Origin of the sequence: Streptomyces sp. HUAS TT7 (assembly GCF_051550175.1) — a bacterium.
Classification (GTDB): Bacteria; Actinomycetota; Actinomycetes; order Streptomycetales; family Streptomycetaceae; genus Streptomyces.
This window is the reverse complement of sequence record NZ_CP196175.1, coordinates 5,509,489-5,523,831: the sequence shown is the minus strand read 5'-3', so window position 1 is coordinate 5,523,831 and position 14,343 is coordinate 5,509,489. Positions and strand designations below refer to the sequence as shown.

Sequence of the window (14,343 nt, the reverse complement as noted above, 5' to 3'; positions counted from 1 at the left end):
CGGCCGTCAGACGGCCACGGCGTCGGCCTCCGCCTCGCCGATGAACGTGCGCCACAGCCGGGCGTACTGGCCGTCCAGGGCGAGGAGCTCGTCGTGCGTGCCGTCCTCGGCGACCCGGCCGTGGTCCATCACGATCACCCGGTCCGCACGGGCCGCCGTGGTCAGACGGTGCGCGACGACCAGCGTCGTTCGGCGGCCGGTGAGGCGTTCGGTGGCCTGGTTGACCTGGGCCTCCGTGGCAAGGTCGAGGGCGGCCGTCGCCTCGTCGAGCAGCAGGATGTCCGGGTCGACGAGCTCGGCGCGGGCCAGCGCGATCAGCTGCCGCTGCCCCGCGGAGAGGTTGCGGCCGCGCTCGGCGACCTCGTGGAGGTAGCCGCCGTCGAGCGTGGCGATCATGTCGTGGGCGCCGACCGCGCGGGCCGCCGCCTCCACCTGGGCGTCGCTCGCGTCGGGGCGCCCGTACGCGATGGCGTCGCGGACCGTGCCCTCGAAGAGGTACGCCTCCTGCGGGACGACGCCGAGCCGGTGCCGGTAGGCGGTGATGTCGAGGTCGCGCAGGTCCGTGCCGTCGGCGGTGACCCGGCCGCCCGTCGGGTCGTAGAACCGCGCGACCAGCTTGACGAGGGTGGACTTCCCGGCGCCGGTCTCGCCGACGAACGCGACAGTCTGGCCGGCCGGTATGCGGATGTCGACCCCGCTCAGCGCCTCTTCCTCGTCGCCGTACGCGAAGTCGACGTTCTCGAAGGCGATCTCGCCGCGCAGCGACAGGACGTCCAGCGGCTCGGCGGCCGCCTCGGTGGAGGTCTTCTCCTGGAGCAGTTCCTGGATGCGCTTGAGGGAGACGGCCGCCTGCTGGTAGCCGTCGAAGACCTGCGAGAGCTGCTGTACGGGGGCGAAGAACAGGTCGATGTACAGCAGGTACGCGACAAGGGCGCCCGTGGTGAGGGTGCCGTTGTCGACCCGGCCCGCGCCCACGATCAGCACGGCGGCCGCGGCCACCGACGACAGGAGCTGCACGAACGGGAAGTACACCGAGATCAGCCACTGGCCGCGCACCCGCGCCTGGCGGTAGTGGTCGCTGCGGTCCGCGAACCGTCCGGCTCCGTCGTGCTCGCGCCGGAACGCCTGCACGATGCGCAGCCCGGACACCGACTCCTGGAGGTCGGCGTTGACAGTGCTGACCCGCTCGCGGGCGAGCTCGTAGGCCTGCACGCTCTTCTTGCGGAAGAAGTACGTGCCGACGATCAGCAGCGGAAGCGTCGCGAAGACGACGAGGGCGAGCTCGATGTCGATGACGAGCAGCGCCACCATGATGCCGAAGAAGGTGACGACGGAGACGAACGCGGTGACCAGGCCCGTCTGGAGGAACGTGGACAGGGCGTCCACGTCCGTCGTCATGCGGGTCATGATCCGGCCGGTCAACTCCCGCTCGTAGTAGTCGAGTCCGAGCCGCTGGAGCTGGGCGAAGATCTTCAGGCGCAGGGTGTAGAGGACGCGTTCGCCGGTGCGGCCGGTCATCCGGGTCTCGCCGGTCTGGGCGAGCCACTGGATGGCGACGGTGACGAGGGCGAGCCCGGAGGCGGCCCAGACCGCGCCGAGCGCGAGCTGGGTGACGCCCTGGTCGATGCCGTGCCGGATCAGGACCGGCAGGACCAGCGAGCCGCCTGCGTCGATCGCGACGAGGAGGAGCGAGACGAGCAGGGGAAGGCCGAAGCCGCGCAGCAGCCTGCGCAGGCCGTAGGAGTCCTCGGCCCCGACGGCCTTCGCCTCGTCTATGCCGGGGGTGTCGGTGGCGGGCGGCAGCGCCTCCACCTGGGCGAGCAGTTCGGGGGATTGGGGCCTCCCCTGCTCGAACGAAGTTGAGAGCTTGGGGAACGGCATGCCGCCCGGAGCGGCCGACTCCGCCTTCTCCTGCCTCACCCACAGCGGCGGGGTGATGCCGCGCTCGGCATCGAACTCCGCGTCCAGTTCGTCCCGTACGGAGTGGTCCTCCAGGGGTTCGGCGACCGGCGGGATGCGGCCCGGGGAGACTCCGCCCAGCTCGTCCGGGTCGGTCAGCAGGCGGCGGTACAGGGCGCTGTCGCGCTGGAGTTCCTCGTGGGTGCCGATCGCGGCGAGGCGCCCGCCGTCCAGGACGGCGATGCGGTCGGCGAGGCCGAGGGTGGAGCGGCGGTGCGCGATGAGCAGCGTGGTGCGGCCCGCCATGACCGACTTCAGGGCCTCGTGGATCTCGTGCTCGACGCGGGCGTCGACGGCCGAGGTCGCGTCGTCCAGGACGAGCAGGCGGGGGTCGGTGAGGATGGCGCGGGCGAGCGCGATGCGCTGGCGCTGGCCGCCGGAGAGGGTGAGGCCCTGCTCGCCGACGGTGGTGTCGTAGCCGCCCGGCAGCTCGGCGATGAACCGGTCGGCCTGGGCGGCGCGCGCGGCCTTCTCGATCTCTTCCTGGGTGGCGTCCGGCTTTCCGTACGCGATGTTGGCGCGGACGGTGTCGGAGAAGAGGAAGGAGTCCTCCGGTACGAGTCCGATGGCGGCGCGCAGCGAGGCGAGGGTCAGCTCGCGCACGTCGTGGCCGCCGACGAGGACGGCGCCGTGCGAGACGTCGTAGAAGCGGGGCAGGAGCAGCGAGACGGTGGACTTGCCGGAGCCGGACGAGCCGACCACGGCGACGGTCTCACCAGGCCGGATGTCGAGGGAGAAGCCCTTCAGGACGAGCCGCTCGGCGTCGTAGCCGAAGCTCACGTCGTCGAATTCGACGGTCGCGGGGGCGTCCGGCGACAGCTGCTTCCTGCCGTCGTCGATGGAGGGCTCGGTGTCGATGAGCTCCAGGACGCGCTCGACGCCGGCCCGTGCCTGCTGGCCGACGGTGAGCACCATGGCGAGCATGCGGACGGGCCCGACGAGCTGGGCGAGGTAGGTGGAGAACGCGACGAAGGTGCCGAGGGTGATCTCACCGCGTGTGGCGAGCCAGCCGCCGAGCGCCAGCATGGCGACCTGGCCGAGCGCGGGGACGGCCTGGAGAGCGGGGGTGTAGCGCGAGTTCAGCTTGATCGTGCGAAGCCGGCCGGCGAAGAGGCGCCGCCCGACCTCCCTCAGTTTGCCGGTCTCCTGGTCCTCCTGGCCGAAGCCCTTGACGACCCGGACCCCGGACACGGCGCCGTCGACGACCCCGGCGACGGCGGCGGCCTGGGCCTGGGCGTACCAGGTGGCGGGGAACAGACGGGTGCGGCTGCGCTTGGCGATGAACCAGAGGGCGGGGGCGACGGCGAGGGCGACCAGGGTCAGCAGCGGCGAGAGCCACGCCATGATCACGATCGAGATGATGAAGAGCAGGATGTTGCCGATGGTCATCGGCAGCATGAAGAGCAGGCCCTGGATCAGCTGGAGATCGCTGGTGGCGCGCCCGACGACCTGACCGGTGGACAGCTCGTCCTGGCGCCGCCCGTCGAGCCGGGTGATCGTGCCGTACATCTCGGTGCGCAGGTCGTGCTGGACGTCGAGGGCGAGCCGCCCTCCGTAGTACCGCCGTATGTAGGTGAGCCCGTACACCACGACGGCGGAGGCTATGAGGAGCCCGGTCCAGACGGCGAGGGAGCGGGTGTGGTGGCCGATGACGTCGTCGATGATCACCTTGGTGACCAGCGGGACGAGGGCCATGACGGCCATGCCGCCGAGCGACGAGCCGAGGGCAAGCACGACATTGCGCCGGTACCGCCAGGCGTACCCGGTCAGCCTGCGCGCCCACCCCTGTTGCGCACCCTGCGTCACGTGATTCCTCCCGTTGGTACCTGTCCTGCCGCAAGCCCCAACACGGGGGCCTGCGGATTTCATCCCGCCGCAACAAATACGGGACGTAAGGACTAGGACCACACGAGGCGTGCTACAGGTGCGTCGGCGCGAACATCTTCAGGAGGGCGGGCAGCACGACGACCGAGGGGCCGGGGGTGGCCAGCGCCTTGGACAGGTCGGCGGTCAGGGTGTCCGCGCTCGTCCGGACCGCCGGGACGCCGAAGGACTCGGCGAGGGCGACGAAGTCCGGGCGGACCAGTTCCGTGGCCGTGGCCTCGCCGAACGTGTCCGTCATGTACTCGCGCAGGATGCCGTAGCCGCCGTCGTCGACGATGAGCCAGGTGACCGGCAGGTCGTACTGCCTGGCGGTGGCGAGCTCGGCGATCGAGTACATGGCCCCGCCGTCGCCGGACACCGCGAGGACCGGGTGGCTGGGGTCGGCGACGGCCGCGCCGAGCGCCGCCGGGAAGCCGTAGCCGAGGCCCCCCGCGCCCTGCGCCGAGTGCATCGCGCCGGGCCAGGCGGACCAGGCCCAGTACGCGAGGATCGTCATGTCCCAGAAGCTGGGCGCCCCCGCGGGCAGGGCCTCGCGCACCGCGGCGAGGATGCGCTGCTCCTCGCCGAGGTCCTGCGCGTCGATACGGGCCCGTACCTTCGCCAGGACGGTCCGTACCCGCTCGGCCGCTGCCCCGTCCGTACGCTCCGGAACCGTTTCGAGCAGGGCCTGGAGGGCGATGCGGGCGTCCGCGTGGATGCCGAGCGCCGGGTGGTTGGACTCCAGCTTGCCGAGGTCGGCCTCGATCTGGACGATCCGGCCGCGCGGCTGGAACGTGTGGTAGTTCGACGACAGCTCGCCGAGCCCGGAGCCGACCACGAGCAGGACGTCCGCGTCCTCCAGGAAATCCGTGGTGTGCCGGTCCTCCAGCCAGGACTGGAGCGAGAGCGGGTGCTCCCACGGGAAGGCGCCCTTGCCTCCGAAGGTCGTCACGACCGGCGCGTCCAGCTTCTCGGCGAGCGCGAGGAGCTTGCCCGAGGCGTCGGCGCGTACGACCCCGCCGCCCGCGACGATCACCGGGCGGGCGGCACTGGCGAGCAACTCGGCCGCTACGGCGGTCAGTTCGGGGCGCGGGACGATGTCCTCGGGAAAGGCGTCCATGGGGGTGACCACCGGCAGCGCCGTCTCCGCGAGGAGGACGTCCTGCGGGATCTCCACCCATACCGGCCCGTGCGGCGCGGTCAGCGCCGACTCCCAGGCGGCCGCGATCGCCGACGGGATCTGGGACTGGCTGCGCACGGTGTGGACGGACTTCACGACGTCGCGGAAGGACGCCTGCTGGTCGCGCAGCTCGTGCAGATAGCCGTGCCGTCCGCCGCCGAGTCCCGCCGTGGGGACCTGACTTGAGATCGCGATCACCGGGGACGAGGCGGCCGCCGCCTCCTGGAGGGCGGCCAGCGAGGTCAGCGCGCCGGGGCCGGTCGAGAGCAGCAGCGGGGCCGCCTCGCCGGTGATCCGGCCGTACGCGTCGGCCGCGAAGCCCGCGTTGTTCTCGACCCGCAGCCCGACATAGCGGAGGTCCGAGCGGCGCAGCGCGTCGAACATGCCGAGCGCGTGCTGGCCGGGCAGGCCGAACACGGTGGTGGCGCCGAGCCCCGCGAGGGTCTCGACGACCAGGTCACCGCCGTTGCGGCCGGGGGGCGGGTTGAGGGCGGCCTGCACCTGCGCCCGGCTGGGGCGCAGAACGAGGTCGTGGTCGTGCACCTGAAGTCCTCTCCGAGCGGCCTGCGCCCCCTAAAGGGGCGCGGGGAACTGCGCGACCAGCCACAGGCGGCCCGCAGCCGAATCACGACATTTCCAATCCGGCTCTTACGCGCCGGAGGCGCGGCTCGCCGCGATCTGGCGGGACATGATCGTCGTCAGCTCGTAGGCGGTGTGCGAGGCGGCCACGCTGGTGATCTCGGCGTGGTCGTAGGCCGGGGCGACCTCGACGACGTCCGCGGAGACCAGGTTGCAGGAGGCGAGGCCCCGCAGGATCTCCAGGAGCTCGCGCGAGGTCATGCCGCCGGCCTCGGGGGTGCCGGTGCCGGGCGCGTGGGCCGGGTCGAGGCAGTCGATGTCGATGGAGATGTAGAGCGGGCGGTCGCCGATGCGCTGGCGGAGCTGGTCGGCGACCTCGTCGGCGCCGCGCCGGTAGACGTCGGCGGAGGTGACGATGCCGAAGCCCATCTTCTCGTCGTCGGTCAGGTCCTGCTTGCCGTACAGCGGGCCGCGCGTACCGACGTGGGACAGCGCCTCGGTGTCGAGGATGCCCTCCTCGACGGCCCGGCGGAACGGGGTGCCGTGGGTGTACTCGGCGCCGAAGTAGGTGTCCCAGGTGTCGAGGTGCGCGTCGAAGTGGAGCAGCGCGACCGGGCCGTGCTTCTTGGCGACCGAGCGGAGCAGCGGCAGCGCGATGGTGTGGTCGCCGCCGAGCGTCATCATGCGGGCGCCGGTGCCGAGCAGGTCGTCCGCGGCCGCCTCGATGGTCTCGACGGCCTCGTTGATGTTGAACGGGTTGGCCGCGATGTCACCGGCGTCGGCGACCTGGGCGAGCGCGAAGGGCGAGGCGTCCTGCGCCGGGTTGTACGGGCGAAGCAGGCGCGAGGCCTCGCGGATGGCGTTGCCGCCGAAGCGGGCGCCGGGCCGGTAGGAGACACCGCTGTCGAAGGGCACACCGACGACGGCGACATCGGCGGTGCCGACCTCGTCGAGGCGGGGCAGCCGGGCGAAGGTCGCGGGCCCGGCGTACCGCGGGATGCGGGACGAGTCGATCGGACCGCGCGGCGTTTCGTTGCTGCTCATGTGAAGTGCCCTTCGTTTTCAGCGTGTTGTGGCGACCCCGGCCCGGCAGAACGTCGGGCCGGGCCCTGGTCCCGCCCCCGCGGGCCCGTCGGTCGGCACGACCTTAGGCAGGCGGGCAGCCACACTGAAGTGTACGTTTCCTCTACTCCTGATGCTGCTGATGGATGGATCGTCCACCATGCCGGAACCGACCGCTCCGCCCACTCCGCCCATCGCCCTTGCCGCGCTGCTGGCCCGCGCGGACCTGGGCCTGCGCCAGATCGCCGGGCCTGCCGATGCCTCCATCCGCTGGGTGCACACCTCGGAGATGGCCGACCCGTACCCGTATCTGCTGGGCGGGGAGCTCCTGATGACGGCGGGGGTGCAGCTCGCCGACCCCGAGCTGTACGTGTCCCGGGTGGTCGCGGCGGGGGCGGCGGCGCTGGGCTTCGGGCTCGCCCCGGTGTACGACTCGGTGCCGGCCGCCCTGGTGGAGGCCTGCGCACGCCACGGCCTCCCCTTGCTTGAGGTGCCGCCGCGCACGACGTTCTCCGGGGTGGCGCGGGCGGTGTGGCTCCTGATGGCCCGGGCCCGCGAGGACGAGCTGCGCCGGGTGAGCGAGGCGCAGCGGGCGCTGGCGGCGGGGGCGTCCCGTTCGGACCCGGTGGGGTCGGTGCTGCGGGTGCTCGCGGCCCGGCTCGGGGGGTGGGCGGCTCTGGTGACCCCGGTGGGGTCGGTGCTGGATGCGGCGGGGGGTGAGCCGCAGGGTGCCGCGCTGGAGGGGGTGCGGGGGCTGGTGCGGGTGGTGGCGCCTCCGGCGGAGTCTCCCCACCCCGCCCCGGACCACGCTCCTCAAACGCCGGAGGGGCCGAAGGCGCAGGCCCTTACCGCCACCGACACCCTCGGCGGCACCCACCTCGCCGCCTACGCCCTCGCAGGCCCCCGCGTGCTGGCTCTCGCCACCCCCCACCGCGCCCCCGGCGACCACACCATCGCCGGCGTCGCGGCCGTACTCCTCACCCTGCTCACCGCGGAGCGGCAGGGCGCGGACGAAGCCGCCCGTTCGGCCGCACTGGTGCGACTCCTCCTCGGCGGCACCCCCGAGGAGGCCGGACCGCTGCTCGGGGAAGGGCCGTGGGTCGTCGTGCACGCCCGGGGCCAAGGCGCCCCGCCCGACCTCGGGACTCCCCTGGTCGACGCGGGCGAGGAGCACGTACGCGCCCTCGTACCCGCCGACCGCGAGGTCACGGCGCACCCCGGCTGGACGCTCGGCGTCAGCGCACCCGCCGGGCTCGAAGGGCTGGCCGTCGCCGACGCCCAGGCAGCCAGGGCCCTGGAACGCGCCGAAGCGACCCGCGCCCCCTTCGCCCGGCACCGCCCCGCCGGATTCGGGGCGCTGATGAACCCGGAGGAGGCCGCCGCGTACGCACTCCACATGCTCGCCCCGCTCAGCGACCCCTTGCGCACCACCCTGCGCACCTGGCTCTCACTGCACGGGAGTTGGGACCGCAGCGCCGTCGCCCTGGGGGTGCACCGCAACACCGTGCGCCAGCGGATCGGCCGCGCGGCAGCACTCCTCGGCGTAGACCTCGACGACATGGACGTGCGCACGGAGCTCTGGCTGGCGCTCAGAAGTGCTGAGTCTCACTCTGGACATCGAGAGTGACTGCCGGGTAACTTCATATTTCAACCTGAGCAAGCGCTTAGCCAAATTTGCGAGCCGAGGAGGGCGTCCGTGCGCCGTACGGTATTCAACGAAGACCACGAGGCGTTCCGGGAGACCCTGCGTGCCTTCATCGAGGCCGAGGTCGTCCCGGTCTACGACGAGTGGTTCGCGCAGGGCATCGTGCCGCGCGAGTTCTACTACAAGCTCGCCGAGCTCGGCATCTTCGGCATCCGCGTGGACGAGGAGTTCGGCGGCGCCGGCATCGACTCGTACAAGTTCGAGGCCGTGATGTACGAGGAGACGGCCCGCGCGGGCGTCCAGTTCGGCGGCTCCGGCGTGCACGTGCTGCTCGGCCTGCCGTACATCAAGATGCTCGCCACCGACGAGCAGAAGAAGCGCTTCCTGCCGAAGTTCGTCTCCGGCGAGGAGATGTGGGCGCTGGCGATGACCGAGCCGGGCACCGGCTCCGACCTCGCGGGCATGAAGACCACCGCCAAGCTCTCCGAGGACGGCTCGCACTACGTCCTCAACGGCTCCAAGACCTTCATCACGGGTGGCGTGCACGCCGACCGCGTGATCGTCTGCGCCCGCACCGACGCCCCCTCCGCCGAGGACCGCCGCCACGGCATCTCCCTCTTCGCGGTGGACACCAAGTCCGAGGGCTACTCGATCGGCCGCAAGCTCGACAAGCTCGGCCTGAAGACCTCCGACACCGCCGAGCTGGCCTTCGTCGACGTCAAGGTGCCCGTCGAGGACCTGCTCGGCGAGGAGAACAAGGGCTTCTACTACCTCGGCCACAACCTCGCCTCCGAGCGCTGGGGCATCGCGTTCGGCGCGTACGCGCAGGCCAAGGCGGCCGTCCGGTTCGCCAAGGAGTACGTGCAGGACCGCACCGTCTTCGGCAAGCCGGTCGCGTCCTTCCAGAACACCAAGTTCGAGCTGGCCGCCTGCCAGGCCGAGGTGGACGCCGCCGAGGCGGTCGCCGACCGCGCCCTCGAAGCCCTGGACGCGGGCGAGCTGACCCCGGCCGAGGCCGCGTCCGCGAAGCTGTTCTGCACCGAGGTCGCGCACCGCGTCATCGACCGCTGCCTCCAGCTGCACGGCGGCTACGGCTTCATGAACGAGTACCCGATCGCCCGTCTGTACGCCGACAACCGCGTGAACCGGATCTACGGCGGCACCAGCGAGATCATGAAGTCGATCATCGCCAAGGACATGGGGCTGTAGGGGCCGGCCACACCGACCTGTACAACTACCTTCATGCACAAGGCACTTGAGAGCCTCCTCGCTCTGCTCGACCTGGAGCGGATCGAGGAGGACATCTTCCGCGGCCAGTCGCGCTCGGCGCTCGTGCCGCGCGTCTTCGGCGGCCAGGTCGCGGCCCAGGCGCTGGTCGCCGCGGGCCGCACCGTGCCCGCGGACCGGATGGCCCACTCCCTCCACGCGTACTTCCTGCGCATGGGCGACCCGGGCGCGCCGATCGTCTACACGGTCGACCGCATCCGCGACGGGGCCTCGTTCACCACCCGCCGCGTCGTCGCGATCCAGCACGGCCAGCCGATCTTCCACCTCTCCGCGTCGTTCCAGACGTACGAGGAGGGCATGGAGCACCAGGCCGGCATGCCGCCGGCGCCGGACCCGGAGTCGCTGCCGACGGCCGCCGAGATGCTGCCGCGGTACGCGGACGCCTTCCACGAACCGGGTGTGGTGGACCGGCTCATCGAGGCCCGAGCGGCCGTGGATCTGCGGTACGTGGACGCGCCGCCGTGGGGCACCGTCGGCACGCCGCGCGAGCCGCGCTCGCAGGTGTGGTTCCGCACGAACGGCAAGCTGGCCGACGACCCGCTGCTGCACGTGTGCCTGGCGACGTACGTCTCGGACATGACGCTGCTCGACTCGGTGCTGCTCGCCCACGGGCGGGGCGGCTGGGCGGTCGGCGACGTGGTGGGCGCCTCGCTGGACCACGCGATGTGGTTCCACCGCCCCTTCCGCGCCGACGAATGGCTCCTGTACGACCAGGAGTCCCCGTCGGCGTCCGGCGGGCGCGGCCTCGGCCAGGCCCGTATCTACACGCAGGACGGCCGCCTGGCGATCACGGTCATCCAGGAGGGCGTGGTGCGGGTTCCGCGCTGACACCGCGAAGGTGTAGGGGGTGCGGCACGGTGCCCCCTGGCCGCGCCCCGAACCGGCTCCACCCTTCACCCGCGGACGGCGGGCGGCCACTCGCGCAGTTCCCCACGCCCCTAGCAGCATGCAATGCGGCCTCCCTGGGCCGCTGCCCCAACCGCACCGCCCCTCGACCGCGGACCACGGGTGGTTGCTCGCGCAGTTCCCCGCGCCCCTAGCGGCATGCGACGCGAGCACCCCGGCCCGTGGCCCGAACCCACCAACGCCCTTCACCCTCAGACCGCGCGTAGCCACTCGCGCAGTTCCCCGCGCCCCCAAACCCGCCTTCGACTGCAGACCGTGCATGGCTGGTCGCGCAGTTCCCCGCGCCCCTGGCAGGGTCGTTCCTGGCAGGGCCCTCGCTTTCGCGCGCCGCCCCGCAGGCATTCCCAGCCTGTCATGGGGGTCCCCCCTGGCCCTTAAAGCCTTGGGGGAGATTGAGGACGAGCGCCGTTCAGGCGCGAACGGGGTCCGGGGCGGAGCCCCGAAAGGGGTGCAGGGGACGGAGTCCCCGCAGGGGGTCTGGGGCGCAGCCCCAGGGCTCAACCTTCTCAACCCCCGTCACGGGCGGGAGGGTGGGCCAGCGCCCCGGGGGCGCAGGGGGCAGAGCCCCCGCAGGGGGGTCTGGGGGCGCAGCCCCCAGGGGCCGGGCCATCCAACCCCCTGCACGGGCGGGCGGGTGGGCGAACCCCCCGGGGTCCGGGGCGGAGCCCCAGGGCAGGGCTCAGGCTTCCAGGCCCGCCGCGTCCAGCAGATACGCCGTCATCGGCTCGTAGAAGCGCGGGTCCAGGACGTGGTCGTCCAGGGGAACTGTCACCTGGAGCGTCCCCTCCGCCTCCCCGATGAACAGCGCGGGGTCGTTGCAGTCCGCATACCCCATCGCGTCCACCCCGTACTGCCCCGCACACCCCGCCCAGCCGTGGTCGGCGACCACGAGGTCCGGCGGGGTCTCAAGGGCCGACAGGATCGCCCGCATCGGCTCCGGCGAGTGGGTGTGCCACAGCGACGCACCCCGCTCGAAGACGGCCACGTCGGCGAACTGGACGACGTAGCCCTCGTCCGCCGTGAGCCCGCCAGGAATCCGTACGATCTCACACCCCGCCGCCCGCAGCCCCGCGGCCGTACGGCTGTGCACGTCGATGAGCGCCCCCGGGTGCCCGGTGGCGAACAGCACCCGCTCCCGCCCCGCCGCCGCCTTCCGCAGCCGCGCCGCCATCCGGTCCAGGGCGTCCACCGTCAGCTCGGGGTCGATGGTGTCCTGGCCGGTGCGGTGCTCCGGGTCGTCGACGACCCCGCAGCGCTCGGCCATGACGGCAAGCACGTCCTGCTCGTCGCTCCAGCGCTCCCCCAGCTCCAGGCCCAGCCAGTAGTGGCGGTCGCCATTGGCGAGCTTGCGGTAGTGGTCGAGGTTGTTGTCGCGGGGCGTCGCGACGTCACCGGCGATACGGGTGCGGACTAGGTGGTCGACAAGGGCGGCACGGCTGGGTATCGGCATGCGGCCATTCTGCCCCGCCGACGCCGCCCCCGGCCGGGCCGTTCCGCGCACCGGACGGGGCCTTCCGGCGCGGCGGAAGAGGCTCAGCGCGCGTCCAGGGAGGCGAAGGCGCCGTGCGCCAGGCGGCGCAGCAGGGCCTCGGTGGCGGCGCGGCCGGGCAGACCGGTGCCGTAAGTCCCCAGGTGCGGCGTCGAGTTGAGCAGGCCGAACACCGCGTGCACCGCCCCGCGCACCTCGGCCTCGGGCACCGGCGGGTACAGCTCGCGTACGACGCCGACCCACAGCTCGACGTACTGCCGCTGCAGCTGGCGCACCAGTTTGCGGTCGCTGTCGCGGAGCCGGTCGAGCTCGCGGTCGTGCAGGGTGATCAGTGCCCGGTCGTCGAGCGCGAAGTCGATGTGCCCGTCGATGAGCGCGCCGAGGAGGCGCTCGGGGTCGCCCGCGGCCTCGGTGACCCGCTTGCGCCCGCCGTCGTACAGCCGCCCGCTGATGCCGACGAGCAGTTCGGCCAGCATCGCGTCCTTGCCCGCGAAGTGCCGGTACAGACCGGGGCCGCTGATGCCGACCGCGGCCCCTATCTCGTCGACGCCGACGCCGTGGAAGCCGCGCTCGGCGAAGAGCCGGGCGGCCTCGCGCAGGATCTGCTCGCGGCGGGTAGGGGCGTCGGTACGGGTGCTCATGGGAATTCATTCTAGACAATGCGGTTAGCGCTCGTTAACCTGAGGGAAACGAGTTAACGGTCATTAACATCCGTTGACGTCGCCGCGTACGGGCAAGGGGGCTCGACACGATGCAGCAGGCACCGGTCCTGGGGAGTGCGGCGGATCCCGCCTCCGAGGCCTGGCGGGCCAATGAGGCGGCGCACCGCGCGCTCGGCGAGGAGCTGCGGGCGAAGCTCGCCGCGGCCCGGCTCGGCGGGGGTGAGCGGTCCCGCGAGCGGCATGTCGCGCGCGGCAAGCTGCTGCCGAGGGACCGCGTCGACACCCTCCTCGACCCCGGCTCGCCCTTCCTGGAGCTGGCCCCGCTGGCCGCCGAGGGCATGTACGGCGGGCAGGCGCCGGCCGCCGGGGTGATCGCCGGGATCGGCCGGGTCAGCGGCCGCGAGTGCGTGATCGTCGCCAATGACGCCACGGTCAAGGGCGGCACGTACTACCCGATGACGGTGAAGAAGCACCTGAGGGCCCAGGAGGTGGCCCTGGAGAACCGCCTCCCCTGCCTCTACCTGGTCGACTCGGGCGGCGCGTTCCTGCCGATGCAGGACGAGGTCTTCCCCGACCGCGAGCACTTCGGGCGGATCTTCTACAACCAGGCCCGGATGTCCGGCGCCGGCATCCCGCAGATCGCGGCCGTCCTCGGCTCGTGCACGGCGGGCGGTGCGTACGTCCCGGCGATGAGCGACGAGGCCGTGATCGTCCGCAACCAGGGCACGATCTTCCTGGGCGGCCCCCCGCTGGTGAAGGCGGCGACCGGCGAGGTCGTCACGGCCGAGGAGCTCGGCGGCGGCGAGGTCCACTCGCGCGTCTCCGGCGTCACCGACCACCTGGCCGAGGACGACGCGCACGCGCTGAGGATCGTCCGCAACATCGTAGCCACCCTCCCCGACCGCGGCCCGCTGCCCTGGTCGGTCGAGCCTGCCGAGGAGCCGAAGGCCGACCCGTTCGGTCTGTACGGCGCGGTGCCGGTCGACTCGCGCACGCCCTATGACGTACGGGAAGTGATCGCCCGGGTCGTCGACGGCTCGCGCTTCCAGGAGTTCAAGTCGGAGTTCGGGCAGACGCTGGTCACCGGGTTCGCGCGGATCCACGGCCACCCGGTCGGGATCGTCGCCAACAACGGCATCCTGTTCTCCGAATCCGCCCAGAAGGGCGCCCACTTCATCGAGCTGTGCGACCAGCGCGGCATCCCGCTGGTGTTCCTCCAGAACATCTCGGGCTTCATGGTCGGTCGCACCTACGAGGCGGGCGGCATCGCCAAGCACGGCGCGAAGATGGTGACGGCGGTCGCCTGCACCCGGGTGCCGAAGCTGACCGTAGTCGTCGGCGGCTCGTACGGCGCGGGCAACTACTCGATGTGCGGCCGGGCCTACAGCCCCCGCTTCCTGTGGATGTGGCCCAACGCCAAGATCTCGGTGATGGGCGGCGAACAGGCCGCGTCCGTCCTCGCGACCGTCAAGCGCGACCAGTTGGGCGACGACTGGAGCACGGAGGACGAGGAAGCCTTCAAGGCTCCCATCCGCGAGCAGTACGAGACCCAGGGCAACGCCTATTACGCCACGGCCCGGCTCTGGGACGACGGGGTGATCGACCCGGTCGACACCCGCCAGGTCCTGGGCCTGGCCCTGACCGCCTGCGCCAACGCCCCGCTCGCCGACCCCGCCTTCGGCGTCTTCCGGATGTGACGGACGTGACGGAT

At 72.2% G+C, this 14,343-nt stretch carries 9 protein-coding genes; 4 read left to right on the top strand and 5 right to left on the bottom strand.

Annotated elements, in window-relative coordinates:
• Positions 1 to 6 precede the first annotated feature (6 nt).
• The 3 genes from ACSHXC_RS24965 to speB form a co-directional block, all read right to left on the bottom strand.
• Positions 7 to 3,765: an ABC transporter ATP-binding protein gene (locus ACSHXC_RS24965; protein WP_438293725.1), complete on the bottom strand. Its 3,759-nt coding sequence runs from the start codon at positions 3,763 to 3,765 to the stop codon at positions 7 to 9.
• Positions 3,766 to 3,877: 112 nt separating this feature from the next.
• The gene (locus ACSHXC_RS24960) at positions 3,878 to 5,545 is read right to left on the bottom strand and encodes a thiamine pyrophosphate-binding protein (RefSeq protein ID WP_438293724.1); all 1,668 of its coding nucleotides are present in this window, start codon (positions 5,543 to 5,545) and stop codon (positions 3,878 to 3,880) included.
• Positions 5,546 to 5,650: 105 nt separating this feature from the next.
• A complete protein-coding gene (gene speB, locus ACSHXC_RS24955) occupies positions 5,651 to 6,625 on the bottom strand; it encodes an agmatinase (protein ID WP_386033602.1) in 975 nt (324 codons plus the stop codon).
• A gap of 178 nt (positions 6,626 to 6,803) precedes the next feature.
• On the opposite strand from speB, the gene ACSHXC_RS24950 reads away from it, so the two are divergent.
• The 3 genes from ACSHXC_RS24950 to tesB all read left to right on the top strand — a co-directional run bounded on the left by ACSHXC_RS24950 (position 6,804) and on the right by tesB (position 10,403).
• Positions 6,804 to 8,270: a PucR family transcriptional regulator ligand-binding domain-containing protein gene (locus ACSHXC_RS24950; protein ID WP_438293723.1), complete on the top strand. Its 1,467-nt coding sequence runs from the start codon at positions 6,804 to 6,806 to the stop codon at positions 8,268 to 8,270.
• A gap of 69 nt (positions 8,271 to 8,339) precedes the next feature.
• Positions 8,340 to 9,497 (top strand): acyl-CoA dehydrogenase family protein, encoded by a 1,158-nt coding sequence (locus tag ACSHXC_RS24945; protein WP_438293722.1) that lies wholly within the window; start codon positions 8,340 to 8,342, stop codon positions 9,495 to 9,497.
• A gap of 33 nt (positions 9,498 to 9,530) precedes the next feature.
• Positions 9,531 to 10,403 (top strand): acyl-CoA thioesterase II, encoded by an 873-nt coding sequence (tesB, locus tag ACSHXC_RS24940; RefSeq protein ID WP_438293721.1) that lies wholly within the window; start codon positions 9,531 to 9,533, stop codon positions 10,401 to 10,403.
• Between the two features lie 757 nt (positions 10,404 to 11,160).
• On the opposite strand, the gene ACSHXC_RS24935 is transcribed toward tesB, so the two are convergent.
• Together ACSHXC_RS24935 and ACSHXC_RS24930 are read right to left on the bottom strand one after the other, a co-directional pair.
• On the bottom strand, positions 11,161 to 11,931 hold the full coding sequence (locus tag ACSHXC_RS24935) for a phosphatase (protein WP_438293720.1): 771 nt from the start codon (positions 11,929 to 11,931) through the stop codon (positions 11,161 to 11,163).
• An 83-nt stretch (positions 11,932 to 12,014) separates the two neighbouring features.
• On the bottom strand, positions 12,015 to 12,611 hold the full coding sequence (locus tag ACSHXC_RS24930) for an SACE_7040 family transcriptional regulator (protein WP_438293719.1): 597 nt from the start codon (positions 12,609 to 12,611) through the stop codon (positions 12,015 to 12,017).
• Between the two features lie 110 nt (positions 12,612 to 12,721).
• On the opposite strand from ACSHXC_RS24930, the gene ACSHXC_RS24925 reads away from it, so the two are divergent.
• On the top strand, positions 12,722 to 14,329 hold the full coding sequence (locus ACSHXC_RS24925; RefSeq protein ID WP_438293718.1) for a carboxyl transferase domain-containing protein: 1,608 nt from the start codon (positions 12,722 to 12,724) through the stop codon (positions 14,327 to 14,329).
• The last annotated feature ends 14 nt before the right edge of the window (positions 14,330 to 14,343 follow it).

Bases quoted from the DNA above. Each gene is read 5' to 3' on its own strand.
- tesB (WP_438293721.1), top strand. From the start codon at position 9,531: ATGCACAAGGCACTTGAGAGCCTCCTCGCTCTGCTCGACCTGGAGCGG.
- ACSHXC_RS24950 (WP_438293723.1), top strand. From the start codon at position 6,804: ATGCCGGAACCGACCGCTCCGCCCACTCCGCCCATCGCCCTTGCCGCG.
- speB (WP_386033602.1), bottom strand. From the start codon at position 6,625: ATGAGCAGCAACGAAACGCCGCGCGGTCCGATCGACTCGTCCCGCATC.
- ACSHXC_RS24930 (WP_438293719.1), bottom strand. From the start codon at position 12,611: ATGAGCACCCGTACCGACGCCCCTACCCGCCGCGAGCAGATCCTGCGC.
- ACSHXC_RS24925 (WP_438293718.1), top strand. From the start codon at position 12,722: ATGCAGCAGGCACCGGTCCTGGGGAGTGCGGCGGATCCCGCCTCCGAG.
- ACSHXC_RS24935 (WP_438293720.1), bottom strand. From the start codon at position 11,931: ATGCCGATACCCAGCCGTGCCGCCCTTGTCGACCACCTAGTCCGCACC.